The organism is Xanthomonas sp. CFBP 8151, from assembly GCF_011761885.1.
GTDB lineage: Bacteria > Pseudomonadota > Gammaproteobacteria > Xanthomonadales > Xanthomonadaceae > Xanthomonas > Xanthomonas arboricola_B.
In genome coordinates this window covers 284842-304496 of the sequence record NZ_JAASQZ010000001.1, presented here as the reverse complement: position 1 = coordinate 304496, position 19655 = coordinate 284842, and the positions used below count along the sequence as shown (strand labels likewise).

The window sequence follows — 19655 nt, the reverse complement described above, 5'->3', positions numbered from 1 at the left end:
TACCAGCAGCTCCACCCGTCCGGCTGTTTCGGGGCGCGCACTTTGCGTGGATCTGGATGGCACGCTTTTGAATTCCGACATCCTCTACGAGTCGGTACTGGCTCTGCTGGCGCGAAACCCGCTGTACCTGTTCTTGCTGCCGCTGTGGCTGTTGCGCGGCAAGGCTGCGCTAAAGCGAGAACTTGCCTCCCGCGTCGTCCTGCCTGCAGAGACACTGCCTTACAACGAGCAGGTGCTGGAACTGTTGCGCACCACGACGCAGCGCCCGCGCGTGCTGTGCACGGCGTCCGACGCACTCCTGGTGAGGCCTATTGCAGAGCATCTCGGCCTGTTCGAGCAGGTGATCGCCAGCGATGGCAAACGCAATCTGTCTGGTCGCAACAAGGCAGATGTGCTGGTCGAGGCGTTTGGTCAGGGCAACTTCGATTACGCAGGCAACGGCAGCGTGGATTTGCACGTCTGGGAAAAGGCCGGTGGCGCCTGGGTCGTCAACAATGGCGCCGCACTCGCCAAGGCGGCTGCGCAGCGGACGACCGTGCATGCGCACTGGCCTGCCCCGCCGCGTGCCCGTGCCTGGCTCAAGGCATTGCGCCTGCATCAGTGGCTGAAGAATCTGCTGGTGTTCGTTCCCCTGCTGACCGCGCACCGCTTCCTGGATCTGGAATCGGTGGCGCAATCCACGATTGCGCTGGTGGCGTTCGGGCTATGCGCATCCGGCGTCTATGTGCTCAACGATCTGCTGGACCTGACGCCTGACCGCCAGCACCCGCGCAAGCGCAAGCGCCCGTTCGCAGCAGGTCGGCTTCCTCTTTTGCAGGGTCTGCTGGTCGCCCCTGCGCTGACCGTTGCCGGCCTCCTGCTGTCACTGGCATGCAGCATCGAATTCACCCTGGTATTGCTTGCCTACTACGTCATGACATTGGCGTATTCGCTACGCTTGAAACGCATCGTAATGATCGACGTCGTGCTGCTGGCAGCGCTCTACACCGTACGCATCATCGGCGGCGCCATGGCGATCGGCGTCGAACTGTCGTTCTGGCTGTTGGCGTTTTCGATGTTCATGTTCCTGTCGCTGGCCCTGCTCAAGCGCTATACCGAACTGCATGCCATGTTGAGCAGCGGCAAGACCAGGGCCAGTGGCCGCGCCTATTCGGTGGAGGATCTCTCGCTGCTGCAATCCATGGGCGCGGCGGCTGGCTACATCGCGGTGATGGTCATGGCGCTGTACATCAACAGCCCCGAGAGTGTGGAGCTATACCGCAATCCCAAGCTGCTGTGGCTGGTGTGTCCGGTGCTGCTGTACTGGGTGAGCCGGGTCTGGATCATCGCCCATCGCGGAGAGATGCATGATGACCCGATCGTGTTCGCTGCCACCGACCGTGTGAGCCAGATCGTTGTGGTGCTGTGCGGGTTGTTCGCCCTGAGCGCCATCTGATGGCGGCGGGGCAGTCCTGGGGGCGCTATCCCAGAGCACACCAGACGCTGCTACCGATCCATGATCGCGCGGCAAGCCTGCCGGCATTCGATGGCCGTGCCCTGCCTCGTGGTAATGGACGCAGTTATGGCGACAGCTGCCTGAACCCGGATGGTGCGCTGCTGTGCGCACGCGGGCTCGATCGATTCATCGCCTTTGATCCGAGTAGTGGCGTCCTGCGCTGTGAGGCGGGGGTCACCCTTGCCGAAATCATCGAGCTGGTGTTGCCGCAAGGCTGGTTTCTGCCAGTGACGCCCGGCACTCGCTACGTTACCGTCGCCGGCGCGATCGCCAACGACGTGCATGGCAAGAACCACCACCGCACCGGCAATTTTGGCCACCATGTGCGCGCATTCGAGCTGCTGCGCAGCGACGGCGAGCGGCGGCTGTGCACCCCGGATGACGCCGATCGCTGGTTTGCGGCCACGGTGGGAGGGCTGGGCCTGACCGGCCTGATCACCTGGGCGGAAATTCAGTTACGCCGTGTCGGCAGTTCCGCGCTGGAAGCAGAGAACATCCGCTTCGGCTCGCTCGACGAATTTTTTGCATTGTCGGCCGCATCGGCCGACAGCCACGAGTACGGCGTGGCATGGATCGATTGCCTGGCAGGCGGCAGGGCGCGCGGACGCGGACACTTCACCCGCGCCGACCACTGCACCGGGCTTGCCGAGGAGCGACCGAAATCTCCAGGCGCAGGCCTGTCCATGCCTGTCACGCCACCGATTTCGCTGGTGAACAAGGTGTCTCTGCTGCCTTTCAACGCGCTTTACTACTGGCGCCAGCCCGCCCTGCACAAACGCTTCGTCAGCCACCTGTTGCCGTTCTTTTACCCGCTGGATGGCATCCGCGACTGGAACCGGATGTACGGCCCGTCCGGCTTTCTGCAGTATCAATGTGTCTTACCGCCTGCAACTGCGCGGGACGGGGTCGACGCGCTGCTTGCCGAGATCGCACGCAGCGGCAGTGGCTCGTTCCTGGCAGTGCTGAAAGAGTTCGGCAACATGCCTTCCATCGGCATGCTGTCTTTCCCAAGGCCGGGGACGACGTTGGCGCTGGACTTCCCCAATACCGGCCCTGACGTATTCCGCCTGCTTGAGCGACTGGACCGCATCGTCGACGAGGCAGGCGGTGCTCTGTACCCTGCCAAGGACGCACGTATGGCAGCGCAGTCGTTTCAGCGCGCCTATGGCCGCTGGCGCGAGTTCGGCAGCTATCTCGATCCACGTTTTTCTTCCGGCTTCTGGCGCCGGGTCACGGAGTAGACATGCAACGCGTCCTCATCATCGGTGCCACCTCGGCCATCGCCGAAGCAACCGCCCGACGCTACGCCGCACGCGGGGCGGCCATCCATCTGCTCGGCCGACAGGCAGGCCGCCTGGAGACGATCGCGGCGGACCTGACCACACGCGGAGCCGAGACCAGCACCGGCGTACTCGACGTCAACGACAGTCAACGCCATGGCGAAATACTAAACGCTGCCTGGGCGGCGCTGGGTGGCGTTGATGTCGTGCTGATCGCACATGGCACGTTGCCCGATCAAGCAGCATGCAACGCATCGGTCGAGCTGTCGCTACACGAGTTTGCTACCAACGGCACGTCCACGATCGCGTTATGCGCGGCGATTGTGCCGCGACTGACGTCGGGCGCCACGCTTGCAGTCATTTCTTCGGTGGCGGGAGACCGCGGCCGAGCCAGCAACTACCTCTATGGCAGCGCCAAGGCGGCTGTGACTGCATACCTGAGCGGCCTGGGCCAGCGCCTGCGCCCGGAGGGCATCAACGTGCTCACGATCAAGCCCGGCTTCGTCGACACACCCATGACCGCGGCTTTCAAGAAGGGCGCGCTGTGGGCAAAGCCGGACCAGATCGCCAAGGGAATCCTCGGTGCAGTGGACAAGCGTCGCGCTGTGGCCTATCTGCCAGCATTTTGGTGGGCCATCATGCTGGCGATCAAGAACATACCCGAATTCGTTTTCCGCAGGATCAAGCTCTGACATGACCGACAAACACGCCAAAATTGTCATCACCGGTGCCGCAGGGCTGGTCGGCCAGAATCTGATCGTCGAGCTCGAACAGCAGGGCTACGCCCAACTGGTGGCAATCGACAAACATGCGCACAACCTGCAGATTCTGCGCGAGCTGCATCCTGCCGTGCGCGTCGTGCATGCGGACCTGGCCGAACCGGGCGAATGGGCCCGCGAGTTCGAAGGTGCGGCCAGCGTCGCTCAATTGCATGCACAGATCACCGGCAAAACCACCGAGCTTTTCACCCGCAACAATCTGGTTGCCACCTCGCACGTGCTCGACGCCTGCAAAGCGGCCGATGTGCCCTTTGTGGTCCACATCAGTTCGTCGGTGGTGAATTCGGTCGCTGTGGATGATTACACCAACACCAAGCGCTCCCAGGAGGAGATGGTGGTGAACAGCGGCTTGCGTCATTGCGTATTGCGGCCAACGCTGATGTTTGGCTGGTTCGATCCAAAGCATCTGGGCTGGCTGTCGCGCTTCATGGCCAAGACCCCCGTCTTTCCGATCCCGGGTGATGGCAAGTTCATGCGTCAACCGCTCTACGAACGCGATTTCTGCCGCTGCATTGCCAAATGCATCGAGCGCGAACCCAACGGCGAGGTCTACGACATCGTCGGTGATACCCGGGTCGATTATGTCGACATCATCAAGACCATCAAGCGGGTCAAACGCCTGCATACGCTGATCGTGCATATTCCTATCGGTTTCTTTGCCTTCCTTCTGCGCGTGTATTCGCTCTTTAGCAAGAAACCCCCATTCACGGCCGACCAGCTCAAGGCGCTCAGCGCCGGCGATGACTTCAAAGGCGTCGATACCGAGAAAGTCTTCGGCGTGCGCCAGACGCCATTCGAGGACGCGATCCGCGAAAGTTATACCGACCCGCGCTATAGCCACATCGTGCTTAAGCGCTGAACTGTCACCACGAGATAAACACATGAGCTCATTCGCGATCGTCGGCAGCGGCCCCATGGGCCTGATGGCTGCCATGGAACTACTGAAGAAAGGTCATCAGGTCGATGTATACGAACGCGACGACCGTATCGGTGGCATGTCCGCCGATTTCGATTTCGACGGCCTGCGCATCGAACGCTACTACCACTTCATCTGCAAGACCGATTTCCCGCTGTTCAAGCTGCTCGAGGAGCTGAAGCTGTCAGACCGCCTGCACTGGACCGACACCAAGATGGGTTACTACTACCAGGGCAAGCTGCACAAATGGGGAACGCCGTTCGCGCTGCTCGGTTTCCCGCACCTGGGACTGGTCGACAAGATTCGCTACGCCCTGCACGTCATGCACACCAAGGGTATCAGCGACTGGACATCGCTCGACAAGGAGAATGCACGCGACTGGATCACCCGATGGATCGGCCCGAAAGCCTACAAGGTGATGTGGGAGAAGGCATTCGCGCTGAAGTTCTTCGAGTACCAGAATGACCTGTCCGCCTCGTGGATCGGCACCCGTATCAAGCGCGTGGCGTTGTCGCGGCGTAATCTTCTTAACGAAAGCATGGGCTATCTGGAAGGCGGCTCGGCCGTTCTGCTGGAACGCATGGCGGCAGAAGTTGCGCGCCTGGGCGGTCGCATCCTGCTGTCGCAACCGATCGAGGAGATCGCCTCGGCCGACGGCCAGGTCACCGGCATCCGCACCCGCGACGGCCACCATGCCTACGACGGCGTCGTGTCGACCGCACCGATCCAGTACGTGCCCGGCATGGTTCCCGGCCTGCCCAAGACGTTTGCCGACCAAGTCGGCGCGATCGAGAACATTCCGGTCGCCTGCGTGATCCTGAAGCTGTCCAGGCCGGTCAGCGAAAACTTCTGGATGAACATCAGCGACGACCGGATCGCCATTCCCGGCCTGATCGAGTACAGCAACCTCAACCCCGGCAAGGGTCCCGGCGAGCACATCGTGTACGCGCCCTACTACATGCCCAAGAGCCACCCGAAGTGGCAGTGGAGCAATCAGCAGTTGATCGACGAGGTCATCAGCTATTTGCCGATGATCAACCCGGATTTCAAGCCGGAGTGGATCCGCGCAACCCATTGCCACCGTTACGAGTACGCGCAGACCATCTGTCCACCGGGCTTTCAAGATATGCTCCCTTCAATGAAGACTTCGTTGCGGGGCTTCTACATGGCCGACACCGCCTACTACTACCCTGAAGACCGTTCGATCAACGAAAGCATCGACGTGGGCAGGCGCCTGGCGGACGTCGCGGCGGCGGCATGATCAGCAAGCGGTTCTTCTTTTTCCTGCTGTCCGGCGGCATCGCCGCGCTGGCGAACTTCGGATCGCGCATTCTGTTCAGCCACTGGCTGCCCTATGCGGCAGCCATCGTGCTCGCCTACCTGGTGGGCATGACGACGGCCTTTGTGCTGATGCGCAAACTTGCATTCACGCAAACCTCCAACAGGCAGCGCACCCAGGTCGCCTGGTTCGTGGTCGTCAATGGCCTGGCAGTACTGCAGACGTTGGTGATAAGCCTCATGCTCGTACGCTGGGTCTTTCCGTGGCTCGGCATCCACTACCACGACGAAACGCTCGCCCACGCAATCGGCGTGGCAGTCCCGGTGGTGACGAGCTACCTCGGGCACAAGCATCTGTCGTTCAAGAACTGACCTTATTGCCGAGGATGGCGAATGCCTCCTCGGTAAGTCTCTCGCAATCGACTGCCGGCAATCGAACACCATGCACAACCAGCAATCGACCTCTCCTTTCCGCCAAGCGTTCGCACGCCATCTCGATGCGCACCCGCCCCTGCGGGACCTGGTCTATCCATGGGCTGCGCTGACCCTGTGCCTGAGCCTCTACTACGCCTGGTCGGGCTTGAACATCCAGCCATTCCGGGCCGAGTCTGGCGTCTTCATCGCATGGGCGTGGGGCGACGACCGATCGCAGTTTCTTCGCGAGTACATCTTCGCGGCCTACAACGGCCATTTCACGCCGCTCCAGTTCAGCGCCGAGCTCCTGCAGGCACGCCTGTTCGGCGCCAGTGAGCGGCTGTGGTTCTGGCGGCAGATGGTCCTGCTGGGACTGCTGGGCACAGCGCTGGCCTGGCTGTCCCGGACCGTTCTGCAAACTATGGGAAACAGCAGGTACGTCTGCCTCATAGCCGGTTACGCGCTGGCGCTGATGTTCCTGCTACAGCCCGCTGTGGCCGAACTGGCATCGTGGCCGTTCATGTCGGCACAGCTGCTGTGCCTGACGTGTGCGGCGATGGGTCTGCTGAACCTCGTCCGGGTCTGCGGCCTGCAACGGCACGAAGCGGCCGTCTGGGCACTGGCGTGGTCCTACGCTTCGATGCATTTTCTGGGAGTGGGCATCGCCATCAGCGCGGCCATGCTTGCATGTATCGGCGTGGCTGCCTGGTGCTACCGCTGGCCTGCCCGGCGCTGGCGCGTCGTCGCCGTATTCGCGGCACTGACCGTCCTGCACGGCATGGCCATGGCACATAGCGCGCAACCCTCCACGCTTGCGGTTCACTTCTCCACCTTGGTGAAGCGCTTCGGCGCGCTCTACATGGGACTTGCGCACGGTGGCCTGCAGGCGCTCTGGGCAAGCGGCCGCTTTCGTTGGCCGGATGTCGGGTCGTTTCCGATAGACGCTATCTACGGGCTGGCGCTGCTTGCGGCAGCATTGACTGCCGCAGTGGTGATGGCGTGGCGAGCGCGCGAGGACCGCCGCCCCCAGCTCCTGCTGGCGAGCGTCGTCGCCGGGTTTCCGGCACTCTCGCTGGCGATCTTCAGCGCGCTTCCGGTGCTGCGAAGCAAGGGCATCGCCGATCCGCACGCGCTGGATGCCTACCTGTACGGCACGCGCTACCTCATCTTCGCCGCCTTTCTGCTGTACCTGCCGATCAGCGCGCTGGCAGGCCAGCTGGCGCGCAGCATCGGCGGCTGGATGCTCACCCCGCTGCTCGTCATGGCGCTGGGATCGGCGGCGGGCACCACCGCGTTCATCCGCTTCACGCTACCGGGACTGTGGCCGCATCTGGCCGTTCCCTCGGCGGTGCTGTGGAGCAAGGTCGTCGACGACGCGGCCGTGCAGCTGCGTACGCAAGGCTATGTCCTGGACCGCCCCCTCCCGGAACTCGATCAGGACTTCAAGCCGCCGCTGCATCTTTACACTCCCCTGCTGGAGCATGAGCTCGGCTGTACGGGATGCGTGCGCTTCGAAAAGCGCTAGGCGCAAACAGCCCACGCCGGCTGCTTGCCTCCATGCGGTTCGCCGCAGCACTCCTTAGCCCGGCTCTGCCGGCAGAGGACGTAAAGACGCGACCCGGATTGGCGGGTTCCCATGCAGCACCTACCCCATCGAAAAGCGATGAGAAGCTGACGGCGTCCTGGGTCAAACCGGGGCTTGGCAATGCATCGAATGCAGGCACCAGCCACCAACATCGACCGCGGCATGTATCCTTCCGCGTAACTCGGCGCACCGCAAGCCAGAAAGCGTTGCCGGACATCGACCGCCAGGCAGGGATTATCAGTGAACCCGAGAGATTCGCGGCGCGGCGTGATCGGCGGCATGGTAGCCGCCCTCCTGATCAGTGGCCTAGCATTTTTCCTGGCAGCCAGGGTCCAACCGCTCGGCTTTCCAATGACGCTTTCGCCACGCCTGCAGATTGCATCGCTCTCCGCCATTGCGCCGACGTTTACGCTGGTGATTTGCATCATGCGGCTGGCCAGGCATCGATTCGAAACGCCGCAGGATCTCGATGGAGGCGGGCTGACGACCAACAGCGAAAGAGCCAACCTGCTCCAGACGTTGATCCAGAACACACTGGAGCAGTTGGCCATCGCTTTGCCGACATACACCGCTTGGAGCATTCTGGCGCCCGACCACCTGGTTCATCTAGCGCCCGCTTCTTCCATCTTATTTTTGTGCGGCCGAATTCTTTTCTTCTTTGGCTACCGCCATGGTGCATCCGGACGTGCATTTGGTTTTGCGCTTACGTTCTACCCTACCGTTGGACTACTGATCTGGACGACCGTCCTCGCAATTCAACGTCTTGCCTGATCTAGGTATTCTGAAGATATTCGTGGCATGCGTTCCGGCCGGCGAGCGCCGGGAGGCGACCCGCCGCAGACCCGAGATCAACGCTGGTACATCATGAGGTTCATGATGCGCGGCTCGGGCTTGCCATCCAGTACCAGCGTCCCCTTCCCCAGCGCGGGATAGAGCCACACCACCAGGTTGCCATCGCCCTCTTCACGGGCGAGCTCGTAGCGGACCACGCCCCGGCTTTGCCGCAGCGGCAGTTCCGAATCCAGGTGGATCATCAGGTAGTCGTTGTCCTTGGAGCCGGCGAGGTCGCCTCTGCCGATCGTGCACGCCTCATCCTGGCACAGCTTCAGCGCGACCTTGCCGCGCGCAGCGCCGCCACTGTTGCCGATCTGCACCCCGACCTCGCTGATCTTCATGGTGGCCGGCGATGCGAAGGTGCCCGCGAGCACCTGCTTGTTGGCAAGCGGGACCGCCATGTTGGACGAATCGTCCATGGGCGCGCGCATGGACACTTCCCGCGTCCCTCCGGCGTACTTAACGCACTCGCTTTCCGGGTACTGCCGGCAGCCCGCCAGCAGTACCACGCATACCGACATCACTGCGAGACTTCGCATGACCATTCCTTCACCTGTAAATTCGAAGACCAACTACAACGATCTCGCCCGAACCCACAGCAGGCCGAGGTTGAGCAAGAGCTGGAGCACCACGAAGACGACCACGAGCGCGGGACGCGCGCGATCCTGCATGAACCGCACCGCGAACACCGACAACACGATCCCGATCGGTTGCAGGCCGTGCACCGCAGGTACCGCCGGCGAACTGAAGACACCCACCAACAGGATGGCGGGCAACACGATCAGCGCCAGCAGTTCGCGCGGGTGATGCCTTCCGTACGTCCATGCACCCGCGTAAGCGGGGATGCACATCAGCAACCCGGTCGCGCCGGTAATGGAGACCAGCGTTTCCTGGAACACCTGGTTCGCCACCAGAGGGTACGTCCCGAGGTAGAGCGGCAGGAAGGTTCTTGCGGCATTGCTGACGCGGGCCCAGGCCAGATCGGCCACGCTTGCCGAACTGAGCAAGTTCTGGGCGACCAAGTCTGAAGGAATTTCCAGGTACCAGCGGGTCCACACTAACCACGGCGCCACGCAGGCCAGCAATGCGATGCCATAGAGAGCGAACGCTCGCAGGCTGTCCGAGCGCAGTCCGTCCCTGACCAGGACATACAGTCCGAAACAGGCAGCGAACACGATCGCGTAGGGATGCGACCAGTAGGCCATTCCGGCAAAGATGCCCGCTACCCACGCGTGGCGGCGGAAAAGCAGCGTGCAGGCGCCGAGGATCAGGAAGAAGCCTGCCAGTTCCTTTGGCCAGGTGAACAGGGTCTGGGCGATGAAGTAAGGGCTGGTCGCGATGAGCGCCAGACCCGCGATCACATAGCCGGCGCGAAGGCCCATCCGCGAGAGCAACAATGCCGCGGCGAGCATCAGGGTGCTGTTGAGCACGATGCCCACGGCCAGGAACTGCCGGAAGGCGTCATCCTCGCCGAGGCTCCCCACGTCAGGCCAGTCCTGCCCCACGTACTGAAACCGGGGCAGTGCGGCCTGGGCCTTCTGGGGCGGGTCGATGGCAGCCCGGAACGGAACCGTGACCAGCGACATCAGGACCGGACGGTTGGACAGCTCCTGGCCGGGCATGAGCGGCCGTTCGAACGCGAACTGGATATCCCTCAGCAGGAATTCGCTTGCGAGAAAGGGAAGATAGTTGTCCGCCGGGAACGCCCCCATCATCACCTGCACCTTGACGTGCAGATGGTGGTTCTTGATCACATAGGGGCCGTCCGGCAATTCGCCGGGAAAGCGGACCGGCATGAGCACGATCGCCATGCAGGACAGCGCCATTGCCAGCCAGGCGACAAGGCCCAGCAGCGCCGAGCGACGGCCCTCGCCGAACAGCTTCCAAGGAATGCGGTGGCTGTACCACTGCCAGCACGACAACAGGTACAGCAGGCCGAAACCCAGGCCGGCGTTGAGCTGGTTGTCGGTCGGCAGCGAAACGACCAGCACGCCGAGCGCAGCATGTCCGATGACGCCGACCGCCACCGAAAACGCAAGCAGTTCAAGGCCACGTAGCCGCCTGCCCGCTTCCAGCAAGGACAGCAGCCCGGCCCCCACGAACAGCAGCGAGAAAGCGACCAGTACGCATAGCCCGAGACTCATCCACAATTCAACTGACACGTCTTCGCCCCCTTGGCCCATCGACGCAACACATTAACCCGATGGCACGCGGCACCGCAGGGTGCTGCAACCACGTCACAGATCTACCCCGACCTAGCCCCTACGCCACTGCTCCAGGTATGCCAGCATCGTCTGCGCGCGGCGCAGATAGGTATGGTCGCGCAAGGTGCGTTGCTGGGCCGCCTCGGCGATGGCCAGGCAACGCGTAGGATCGGACAGCATGGCGGAGACGCACTCGGCGAACTCCGTCACCGAGTTGTAGAGCAGCACTTCGCTGCCCGGCGTGTAGTAATCGACGATCTCCAGGCTCTCGACGAAAAACACCTGGGTCGTTCCCGCCATCGCGGCCTCGAATGTTCTCGGTCCCGGGGTCGAAGGATCGAGCTTGAACCGATCGTTGGCGTAGTGGTAGTCGCGCCCCATGTTGAGGGTGATCCACGAGCGCGCATAGCGATCGGAAAGTTCGTCGTTGGGCAGGCGCTGGTTGTGGCAAAACGGCAGCTCCATTTCCGGCCACCCGTCTCCGAGCACCACCGCACCATGTGCCTGCAGTGGCTTGGAAAGGTCGCGGAGCAGCTTGATGCGGTTGGCGAAGGCCACCCCGCAGAAAAAGATGCTGACGTCCTTGGAAGGCCCGATAACGCGACGGTGCGCTCGCTCGCTGGCGGCCAGCGGAAGATGGTAAGCGCGCGGGTGGGCGTAATGCTCCGCACACCATTTGTCGTTGCTGAAGACGATATCCGCGATGCCGCTGATCTTGTAGCTGTAGTCGAACTCGTAGGGGTCGTCGTGCAGCCAGAACACCAGCGGCGTCCCGGTCTGCGCGCAGTAGCGCTTGATCTGCCCATAATCCGCATCGTCCGGCATGCACGAACCAAAGCACAGCACCAGTTCCGGCCGCGTCGCCCACGCCTTGTCGGCGGCATACTCGAGCGGTGCGTTGACGACCTGCCGCATGCCCGGCACCTGGGCGAACCCCTCGGCGACATAGCTGCGCAGCACCACATTACGGTTCTGGTTGTCCGGCGACGCGCCGCACACCAACACGCTGTTCGGTGCGCTCATCGGATCACCTGCCGGCTGCGGCGGAGAATCTCGCCCACCGCCCTGCGCGCGGTCCTCATGACCCCGTTCCTCCTGAGATAGCGATAGGTCTTCCTGAGCAGCCCCGCCTCGGGCGCCGGCACCAGCTGCGCACTTTCGCCGACCACCAGCGTCGTGCCGCGCGGCGGGATTGCCCAGGCCCGGTCCATGACCAATACCCCGAGCGCCTTCAGGGTATTGCCCTGCGGCTCGGCGCCCTCTTCCCGGCCGACCGGCATGCGGTCGGCGTTGAGCAGCGCCCGGTAATGCTGCGCCAGCCAGGCCATGTGCTCGTCATGCCCGACGCCGAGCCCGGCATGGATGTTCGCACGGACCCGCTCGACCTCCGCGCGGTCGGACACCAGCCGGCGCACCAGCGCGATCATGGCGCCTGCCTCGCCCAGCGGCAGCTTGTAGCCGTTGATGCCATCGGCCACCCGTTCCCCCAGCGCGCCGGTGTCCGAGACGATCGGCACCAGACCGGCATGCCAGGCCTCGGACAGGCTGATGCAATAGGTCTCCGGCCAGATGGAGCAGTGCATCGACATCGAGAAACCGGCCAGGATCTGCGGCAGACTTCCCGGCACATAAGGGCCGTGGACGTGCACATTCGGGATTTTGAGAACACCGAGAATCTCGCCATAGGGCTCGGAGAGCTTGCCGATGATCGTGAACTCGACATCGTCTTCGCGCAGCTGGTTGAAGGCGTGGACAAGCTGGTCCCCGCCCTTGTTCTTGGTGAAGTTGCCCACAATGGCGACGCGCAGCGGGCCAGGGGATGCCGCCGGCCGCGGCGGCGCGAGTGGACGCACCACATCTTCCGAACGCGGCATCGGCACGCCCATGACCTTGAGCTTGGCGCTGCCGTCGAGCAACGGGTACATCCGCCGGTACAGATCGGCGACGCCTTCGGTGTTGGCATGCAGCACGTCGATCGCCTGCAGGAGTCTGCCGAAGAAAGCACGCCGGCGTGCCTGGCTGCCCGCACCGATCCCCTGCGCGGCATTCAAACAGACGTCGCACGTCTGCGGCGGGAGCTCCGGAATGTTGCAGTACATGCCCCGGTAGTCCAGCAGGTTGAACCGCGAACACACCGCATAGTAGTCGTGCAGGCTCAGCAGGGTGGGGATGCCGAGCGACGACGGGATGAAGCCCAGCGACGGCACGTGTCCTATCAAATGCTGGAAGTGCACGAGTTCGATTCGATGGCGCCGAAGTAGACGGGAGAACAGCTCCTCACGCTCGGGGCACGACAGCAGGTACTCGTCCAGCGGTGCGGCGCAGTCCAATGCCTCCACCGTCGCCAGGGACTCGTCCAGCAGCAGATAGCGCGCACCCAGCGCGCCCACCCCGCGGTCCGGGACGTAGAACAGCAGCTCGAACTGATCCCTCAGTGCCTGCCGGATCGAATCCTGGTAGACCTCCACGCCGCCATAGGGTTCGACTCCCAGGATGTTGTGACTGACCACCAACAGGCGAGGACGGGGATCCGGCTGGCCTGCCGCCACCGAGGGCACGGCCGGCACCCTGACATCTTCCAGTGCCTCGAACAGCGCGGAGACACGATGCGCGTAGAGATGGTGCTCGCGTGCACGGCGCTGGGCGGCACGCGCGATCTCGAGCCGCTGCTGAGGATGGGCCAGATAGAAGGAAAGCTTGTCGATGCATTCGCGCACGCTTTCAAAGCCGACGAACTCGCTGCCTTCCTCGAAGAAGTCGCCGACCCTGATCTCGGGAATCGACGTATCCACCAGCTGGAAGCCACCGGCCAGCGCGACCTCGAAGAACCGCGGGCCCGGCGTATGTGCCACCGGGTCGTTGCCGGAGGAGGAAAAGGCCCGGTGCAGGGTCAGTACCGAGCGGCTGCGATTGGAGAACTTGGCGAACTCGGTGTTCGGCGTGCGCCAGTCGTACTCGCTGATTCCCATCCCGAGCTTGGGCTCGGGAATATACGGATTGGCCGGCAGCGCCAGCTTGAGGTTGATGCTGGGAATGGCCGACTGGAGCTTTGCGAGGAATTCCGCGCGGTTCGGCCAGGCGGTGCCTGCGAAGAACAGGTCGTAAAAATAATGACCGTCGTCGGTCTCGGGGATCGCATGAAGATGGAAACGCTCATCGGCTGCGAACGGAAGATGCCGGCCCTTGGCGCCATAGCCGGCGACGCTGCCGGCATCGTTGGTGAACACCAGGTCGAACAGGTCCGCATTGCGCTTGTTCACGCTGCGCTCGTAGGGATCCTCGGTCACCCACAGCACGCTGCGTCCGCATACGTGCACCAGCCGTTCGACGATCGTACGGTCGAGCTCCTCCCCATCGAACGCGATCAGCAGGTTGCATCCATGCAACCGGGCCTGATCGATGGCAGCAGCGTACTCGGCCTTGACCACGACCTCGACCACCGCGCTGTCTCCCAAGGCCCGCGCGATGGCCAGGCAGATGTAATGATTGGGATTGCTTCGCTTGGTATCGAGAAGCAGGACACGCCATGGTTTCATCAGGTTTCCGGTAAGGGCTGCGGTCAACGGGTCTTCACCGAAATATTAACATTCCTGGCTGCAGCTTAACTGCTCCTGCGCAGCGCCCGGAAGGGTGCCATCAGGCGCCAGCTGAACGAGTTGCGCATTCGTTCCAGTTCCAGCCGGTCGCTCTGGGCGATTTCATGGAGCCGATTGATCTCGAGATCCTTGGCCTCGACCAGTTGCCGGATGCCCTCCAGTTCGGACTGGAAACGCTCGACGGCGGCAGGAAGGTCGGCGGTGCGGGCGATCATTTCCGAAAGCTCCGAACTGCGCGCGAGTTCGCCGTGGTAGGCGCCCTCCTGGTCCGCCAGCCTGCCCCGCAATGTCTCGCATTCGTTGCGGAGCGCAGCGTTCTCGGCTCTCAACTCGGTCCCTGCCGCTTCCGAGAGCTCCGAACTGCGTGCCAGCTCGCCATGGTAGGCGCCCTCCTGGGCCGCCAGCCTGGCCTGCAGCGACTCGCATTCGTCGCGGAGCGAGGCCTTCTCGGCATGCAAGCCGGCGGCTGCCGCCTCGCTCTGGTTCAGCAGCCCGGCCAGCCGCCCTTGTTCCCGCGCCAGGGTACCGATGTCGATGTTGGCCGAGATCAGTCGCCCGGCGTTGTCGAACATGCGGTTCACCAGGACCTCTCCGTCCCCCGACGCTCCTGTGGCACACAGCTGTCGCAGCGCCTCGGGCTGCTCGGGGCCGACCAGCAGGACACCCAGGCCATGGGTATGGGTGAACTCGAAGGAGGGGTAGCGCTCCCGCATCTCCGCCCAGTAGCGCCACACTCCGAAATCCCGCTCGCGCACGTTGATGTCGTGGAACAGGACCACCGCACGTTGCGAGAGCTTGGCCTGCCATGTCTCGAAATCGCCACGGACCGCTTCGTAGGTATGCAGCCCGTCGATGTGCAACAGGTCGACGCTGCCGTCTTCGAAGTACCCCACCGCCTCCTCGAAGCGCATGCGCATCAGCCGCGAGAACTCGGCGTAGTTGCGCTGGTGGTAATCGAGCAAGGTGAAGAAGACTTCTTCGCTGTACTCACCGGCGTGATCGTCACCTTCCCAGGTATCCACCGCGTAGCACTTGGTCTGTACCGCGCAGCGCTGGATCGCCTGGCAGAAGGCGAGGTAGGAGGCGCCGCGGTGGGTGCCCAGCTCTACCAGGATCCCGGGCCGCATCACTTCTATCAGCCAGCCCGCGAACGGAATATGCCCCAGCCAGGCGCTCTCTGGCGTGCTCTGGGGCTGCATGAACATCGTATTGTTGATGGGAAAACTGATCACATGACTCTCCTTGCATCGAGCAGCACGGCACGTTATCGAGCCTGCTCAGCCCGTCTTTTCCGCAAATGCGGCGATGAAACCATCGATATCTTCGTTGCACAGCAGATGCTGGTGCGCGTGGATGTCTTCGACGGGCCAGTCCCACCAGCGAATGGCCAGAAGTCGGGAGATCTGCTCGGGTGCGAACCGGTAGCGCACTACGCGTGCCGGGTTGCCTCCCACCACGGCGTAAGGCGGCACATCACGGGCCACGACCGCCTGAGCGCCGATGATTGCACCATCGCCCACGGTCACCCCGGACAATATGGTGGCGCCATGTCCGATCCAGACATCGTTACCGATCCGGGTTGGTCCCTTGCTGGCTGGATGACCGTCCTGTCCAGCCAATGGATCGCCGAAGGCTATGCGCAATGGAAACGTAGTCACCCAGTCGCTGCGGTGTTCGCCGCCGCCGAAGATCAAGACACCTTCGGCAATCGAACAGAACGCACCGACACTGATGGATTCGCCCTCGCTCCAGACCTTGAAAGCGGGATTACCGTACGTGAAGCGCCCTACCGATATGCGCGGATCGTCGCTGACCAGCGGTGCGATCCTGCTCGCATAAACATCCGTCATCGTGCACCCACAACCTTCATGTCGACCTTCCCGAAAGGAATGCCCACGAGCCCGTAGCGCAACGAGGGCGAGGACACCTTGATGATCAAGGCGTCGTGTAGCCAATGGTGCTGCGTGTTCGTCCAGGGATCACCCTCGGCGATGGAGACGGTCATCGAGTAGTCCCCATTCGGCAGCAGCGGGAGATGGAAAACGAACTCGGACTCCAGCGACTCACCAGCGGCCACCTTGAGCGGAGGCTGCACATGCGTGAACGTGTGTTCGCCGAAGAGAGACTGACCCAGACTGTCCTTGACGAAGAACCCGAGAATCGGGCTGACCATGTCCTGGTGCGCCTGCGCGGAGATACGCAAGGCAACGTGTTCGCCGCCGAAGAAATAGGGCCGCCCCGGATCGTCGAGATTTACCAGTTCCACTGACGTGATGCTGGCCGCACCCGACTTCCAGCCATCCGAATGGGCGATGTTGTCAAACAGCTCGAGCTTGACTTCCTCTACCGTCTTGGCGGCCGCCCGCGTCACTTCGGCCGGGCCAGTCCGGCGCCGCTCCAGCGCCTGAAGTTTTACCTCGTCGCCGTAACTTTCCTGTGCACAGTATTCGATGTAGGCCTGGGTGGTTTCCTGAGCAGAGGCATGCATGCGCATTGCCCCCTTGTCCAGCCAGAGCGCCGACTGACAGAAACTCAGCACCGAGCCGGTGTCATGACTGACGAACAGCAGGGTTCCGCGCTCACGGAATGCGCGCAGAAATCGCATGCACTTCTGCACGAACACCGCATCGCCCACCGCCAATGCCTCGTCCACTACGAGGATGTCTGCATCGACATGGGCAATCACCGCGAAGGCCAATCGCACGTACATGCCGCTGGAATAGACTTTCACCGGTTGATCGACAAAGTCTCCAATGTCGGCGAAGGCGAGGATGCGATCCAATCGCTCCTCAATCTGGGCATGCGACAGGCCCAGAATGGTCGCGCTCATGAACACGTTTTCCCGGCCGGTGAACTCGGGATTGAAGCCCGCTCCCAGTTCGAGCAGCGCCGCCACCCGGCCCTTCACGTTGATACTGCCGGACGTGGGCGTGAGCGTGCCGCAGATCATCTGCAGCAACGTGGACTTGCCGGAACCGTTGCGCCCGATGATGCCCACCGTATCGCCGCGCCGCACCTCGAACGACACCTCCTGCAGCGCCCAGAACTCTTTAAAGTACTTGCGCGCTCCCAGGCCCAGCGATCGCCCTACCCGCGGAAAAAGCGCCTGTTTAATACGGTCGTGCGGCTTGTCGTACACCTGATAACACTTGGATACGGCTGATACCTGTATCGCCAATTCCGACATGGGAAACCTTTAGGTGGAAGCGAACGTTGCGAAAGACGACTAAACGACGTCGGCAAAGCCGCGACGTACGAGTTGAAACCAGAAGTAGCCCAGGTAAGCGAGAACCAAGCTGCCGATGAAGTACTTGAGAAGACCCATCCAGTCTGGAGGCAAGCCCCACATCAGCACGTTACGGGATTGCTCGATGATGAACGTTAGCGGATTCAGATAGATCCACTTGCGCATGCCCTCTGGCAGCGACGTTATTGGATATAACGCTGGGCTCATGAAGAGCAGCACGGTAGCCAGTAGGCCCGTGATCTGTCCGATATCGCGGTAGTAGACGCCCAAAGCGGCGAAGAACCAGGTGACGCCTGCCGCCAAGAGCACCAATGGAAGGATCACCAACGGGAAATAGAAGACCGTCAGGGGGAACCGACCGAGTAGCAGATATTGAGCGATCAACAGCACCGAAAGAGTGATGAGCATGTGGAAGAAAGACGACGCCACTGCGGACCACGTCAGGATATCCAGGGGGAACACCACTTTCTTGACGTAGCTAGCGTTCGCCAGCACCAGCATCGGCGCCCTGCTGATGCATTCGGTCAGAAATCCATGAACCATGATTCCAGCGAACAAAATTATTGCGAACTCTGCCCTGTTGCCGCCTTCCGCCGAGGTTCCCCAACGAGCGTTGAACACGTAGGAAAAAACGAAGGTATAGACCGCCAGCATCAATAGCGGGTTGAAGAACGACCAGGCCAGTCCAGCTATGGAACCGCGATAGCGCCCCAGAATCTCGCGTTTGGCGAGCTGATAGATCAGCTTGCGATGCCGGCCGAAGCTTTGCAGCGCCGAGGCTGGGGACAGAGAGTTGGTCATGAGCAGGTGTGCATCGATTGAAAGGAAGAGGCAGGAGCAAGCGATTGTTCCAAATCCCTGCGCAAATCCCCCAAATCCTCAACCCCCACGCTCAACCGCACCAGCGCATCGCTGATGCCAAGCTGGTCGCGGCGGGCCACCGGGATGGAGGCGTGTGTCATGACGGCGGGATGGTTGACCAGACTTTCCACGCCGCCGAGCGATTCGGCCAGGGTGAACAGTTCGGTCTTCTCGCAAAAACGCTTGGCCGCCTCGAAGCCGCCCTTGAGAACGATCGAGACGATGCCGCCGAAGCCGGACATCTGGCGCTGGGCCAGTGCGTGCTGCGGGTGTGATGCCAGGCCGGGGTAGATCACCTTTTCGATCGCGGGGTGGGTTTCCAGCCATTGCGCCAGCGCCAGGGCGTTCTCGCAATGCGCGCGCATGCGCAGCGGCAGGGTCTTGAGGCCGCGCAGCGCCAGGAAGCTGTCGAACGGGCCTTGCACGCCGCCGATGGAGTTCTGCAGGAACGCCAGTTGCTCGCCCAGTTCGGCGTTGTCGCCGACCACCGCGATGCCGCCGACCATGTCCGAGTGACCATTGAGGTACTTGGTAGCCGAGTGCACCACGATGTCGGCGCCCAGGCCAAGCGGGCGTTGCAGCATCGGCGAGGCAAAGGTGTTGTCGACCACGATCAGCAGGCCGTGCTTGCGCGCGATCGCGGCGATGGCCGCGATATCGACCAGCTTGAGCATCGGGTTGGTCGGGGTCTCGATCCACACCATCTTGGTGTCGGGGCGGATCGCGGCTTCGAACGCAGCCGCATCGGTCAGGTCGACGAAGCTGAAATCCAGGCCGGCGGTGCGGCGACGCACGCGCTCGAACAGGCGAAAGGTGCCGCCATACAGGTCATCCATCGCCACCACGTGGCTGCCGGCGTCCAGCAGTTCCATCACCGTGGAGGTCGCGGCCATGCCGGAGGCGAACGCGAACGCACGCGTGCCGCCCTCCAGCGACGCGACGCAGCGCTCATAGGCAAAGCGCGTGGGGTTGTGGGTACGCGAGTATTCGAAGCCCTGATGCTCGCCCGGGCTGGACTGCGCATAGGTGGATGTCGCATAGATCGGCGGCATCACCGCCCCGGTGCTGGGGTCCGGCGACTGCCCTCCATGGATCGCCAGCGTCGCGAGCGAGAGTTCGCGCTCGCCGCCGTGGCTGGGTGTGGTGCGATTGGACATGGAGGTTCC

The 19655-nt window shown here is 62.6% G+C and carries 17 protein-coding genes; 8 read left to right on the top strand and 9 right to left on the bottom strand.

Annotated elements, in window-relative coordinates; genetic code table 11:
- The first annotated feature begins 46 nt into the window (after positions 1–46).
- The 8 genes from FHT08_RS01415 (at position 47) to FHT08_RS01380 (ending at position 8518) form a co-directional block, all read left to right on the top strand.
- A complete protein-coding gene (locus FHT08_RS01415; protein ID WP_166774747.1) occupies positions 47–1435 on the top strand; it encodes a UbiA family prenyltransferase in 1389 nt (462 codons plus the stop codon).
- Positions 1435–2736 carry an FAD-binding oxidoreductase gene (locus FHT08_RS01410; protein WP_166774051.1) on the top strand — a complete coding sequence of 434 codons (1302 nt, stop codon included), beginning with the start codon at positions 1435–1437 and terminating at the stop codon, positions 2734–2736. Before FHT08_RS01415 ends, FHT08_RS01410 begins: the two co-directional genes overlap by 1 nt.
- Before the next feature lie 2 nt (positions 2737–2738).
- Positions 2739–3467 (top strand): SDR family oxidoreductase, encoded by a 729-nt coding sequence (locus FHT08_RS01405; protein ID WP_166774049.1) that lies wholly within the window; start codon positions 2739–2741, stop codon positions 3465–3467.
- Between the two features lies 1 nt (position 3468).
- Entirely contained in the window at positions 3469–4413 is a 945-nt protein-coding gene (locus FHT08_RS01400) for an NAD-dependent epimerase/dehydratase family protein (RefSeq protein ID WP_166774047.1), read from the top strand.
- A gap of 22 nt (positions 4414–4435) precedes the next feature.
- On the top strand, positions 4436–5731 hold the full coding sequence (locus FHT08_RS01395; protein WP_166774045.1) for an NAD(P)/FAD-dependent oxidoreductase: 1296 nt from the start codon (positions 4436–4438) through the stop codon (positions 5729–5731).
- Entirely contained in the window at positions 5728–6120 is a 393-nt protein-coding gene (locus tag FHT08_RS01390) for a GtrA family protein (protein ID WP_166774044.1), read from the top strand. Before FHT08_RS01395 ends, FHT08_RS01390 begins: the two co-directional genes overlap by 4 nt.
- Before the next feature lie 70 nt (positions 6121–6190).
- Positions 6191–7687 (top strand): hypothetical protein, encoded by a 1497-nt coding sequence (locus FHT08_RS01385; RefSeq protein WP_166774042.1) that lies wholly within the window; start codon positions 6191–6193, stop codon positions 7685–7687.
- A gap of 300 nt (positions 7688–7987) precedes the next feature.
- The gene (locus FHT08_RS01380; protein WP_243848923.1) at positions 7988–8518 is read left to right on the top strand and encodes an MAPEG family protein; all 531 of its coding nucleotides are present in this window, start codon (positions 7988–7990) and stop codon (positions 8516–8518) included.
- A gap of 77 nt (positions 8519–8595) precedes the next feature.
- Here the strand turns inward: FHT08_RS01380 and FHT08_RS01375 are convergent, their stop codons facing one another.
- The 9 genes from FHT08_RS01375 to FHT08_RS01335 all read right to left on the bottom strand — a co-directional run bounded on the left by FHT08_RS01375 (position 8596) and on the right by FHT08_RS01335 (position 19646).
- Positions 8596–9120 carry a hypothetical protein gene (locus FHT08_RS01375; protein ID WP_166774040.1) on the bottom strand — a complete coding sequence of 175 codons (525 nt, stop codon included), beginning with the start codon at positions 9118–9120 and terminating at the stop codon, positions 8596–8598.
- A gap of 33 nt (positions 9121–9153) precedes the next feature.
- Complete coding sequence (locus FHT08_RS01370) at positions 9154–10725, bottom strand: hypothetical protein (protein ID WP_166774038.1); 1572 nt, start codon at positions 10723–10725, stop codon at positions 9154–9156.
- Between the two features lie 111 nt (positions 10726–10836).
- Complete coding sequence (locus tag FHT08_RS01365; RefSeq protein WP_166774037.1) at positions 10837–11808, bottom strand: glycosyltransferase; 972 nt, start codon at positions 11806–11808, stop codon at positions 10837–10839.
- The gene (locus FHT08_RS01360) at positions 11805–14321 is read right to left on the bottom strand and encodes a glycosyltransferase (protein ID WP_166774035.1); all 2517 of its coding nucleotides are present in this window, start codon (positions 14319–14321) and stop codon (positions 11805–11807) included. Before FHT08_RS01360 ends, FHT08_RS01365 begins: the two co-directional genes overlap by 4 nt.
- A 65-nt stretch (positions 14322–14386) precedes the next feature.
- A complete protein-coding gene (locus tag FHT08_RS01355) occupies positions 14387–15613 on the bottom strand; it encodes a class I SAM-dependent methyltransferase (RefSeq protein WP_166774033.1) in 1227 nt (408 codons plus the stop codon).
- Between the two features lie 45 nt (positions 15614–15658).
- Positions 15659–16231: a CatB-related O-acetyltransferase gene (locus FHT08_RS20115; protein WP_166774031.1), complete on the bottom strand. Its 573-nt coding sequence runs from the start codon at positions 16229–16231 to the stop codon at positions 15659–15661.
- Positions 16228–17568 (bottom strand): ABC transporter ATP-binding protein, encoded by a 1341-nt coding sequence (locus FHT08_RS01345; protein ID WP_166774030.1) that lies wholly within the window; start codon positions 17566–17568, stop codon positions 16228–16230. The genes FHT08_RS20115 and FHT08_RS01345 overlap by 4 nt, the downstream gene beginning before the upstream one ends.
- 39 nt (positions 17569–17607) lie before the next feature.
- On the bottom strand, positions 17608–18429 hold the full coding sequence (locus FHT08_RS01340) for an ABC transporter permease (RefSeq protein ID WP_166774028.1): 822 nt from the start codon (positions 18427–18429) through the stop codon (positions 17608–17610).
- The gene (locus FHT08_RS01335; protein WP_166774027.1) at positions 18426–19646 is read right to left on the bottom strand and encodes a cystathionine gamma-synthase; all 1221 of its coding nucleotides are present in this window, start codon (positions 19644–19646) and stop codon (positions 18426–18428) included. The genes FHT08_RS01340 and FHT08_RS01335 overlap by 4 nt, the downstream gene beginning before the upstream one ends.
- Positions 19647–19655: the final 9 nt, after the last annotated feature.

What these genes read in the sequence shown, in the direction of transcription:
- FHT08_RS01370 (WP_166774038.1), bottom strand. Translation starts at nt 10,725, where the DNA reads ATGAGTCTCGGGCTATGCGTACTGGTCGCTTTCTCGCTGCTGTTCGTG.
- FHT08_RS01390 (WP_166774044.1), top strand. Translation starts at nt 5,728, where the DNA reads ATGATCAGCAAGCGGTTCTTCTTTTTCCTGCTGTCCGGCGGCATCGCC.
- FHT08_RS20115 (WP_166774031.1), bottom strand. Translation starts at nt 16,231, where the DNA reads ATGACGGATGTTTATGCGAGCAGGATCGCACCGCTGGTCAGCGACGAT.
- FHT08_RS01345 (WP_166774030.1), bottom strand. Translation starts at nt 17,568, where the DNA reads ATGTCGGAATTGGCGATACAGGTATCAGCCGTATCCAAGTGTTATCAG.
- FHT08_RS01340 (WP_166774028.1), bottom strand. Translation starts at nt 18,429, where the DNA reads ATGACCAACTCTCTGTCCCCAGCCTCGGCGCTGCAAAGCTTCGGCCGG.
- FHT08_RS01410 (WP_166774051.1), top strand. Translation starts at nt 1,435, where the DNA reads ATGGCGGCGGGGCAGTCCTGGGGGCGCTATCCCAGAGCACACCAGACG.
- FHT08_RS01375 (WP_166774040.1), bottom strand. Translation starts at nt 9,120, where the DNA reads ATGCGAAGTCTCGCAGTGATGTCGGTATGCGTGGTACTGCTGGCGGGC.
- FHT08_RS01360 (WP_166774035.1), bottom strand. Translation starts at nt 14,321, where the DNA reads ATGAAACCATGGCGTGTCCTGCTTCTCGATACCAAGCGAAGCAATCCC.
- FHT08_RS01385 (WP_166774042.1), top strand. Translation starts at nt 6,191, where the DNA reads ATGCACAACCAGCAATCGACCTCTCCTTTCCGCCAAGCGTTCGCACGC.
- FHT08_RS01395 (WP_166774045.1), top strand. Translation starts at nt 4,436, where the DNA reads ATGAGCTCATTCGCGATCGTCGGCAGCGGCCCCATGGGCCTGATGGCT.
- FHT08_RS01400 (WP_166774047.1), top strand. Translation starts at nt 3,469, where the DNA reads ATGACCGACAAACACGCCAAAATTGTCATCACCGGTGCCGCAGGGCTG.
- FHT08_RS01335 (WP_166774027.1), bottom strand. Translation starts at nt 19,646, where the DNA reads ATGTCCAATCGCACCACACCCAGCCACGGCGGCGAGCGCGAACTCTCG.
- FHT08_RS01365 (WP_166774037.1), bottom strand. Translation starts at nt 11,808, where the DNA reads ATGAGCGCACCGAACAGCGTGTTGGTGTGCGGCGCGTCGCCGGACAAC.
- FHT08_RS01405 (WP_166774049.1), top strand. Translation starts at nt 2,739, where the DNA reads ATGCAACGCGTCCTCATCATCGGTGCCACCTCGGCCATCGCCGAAGCA.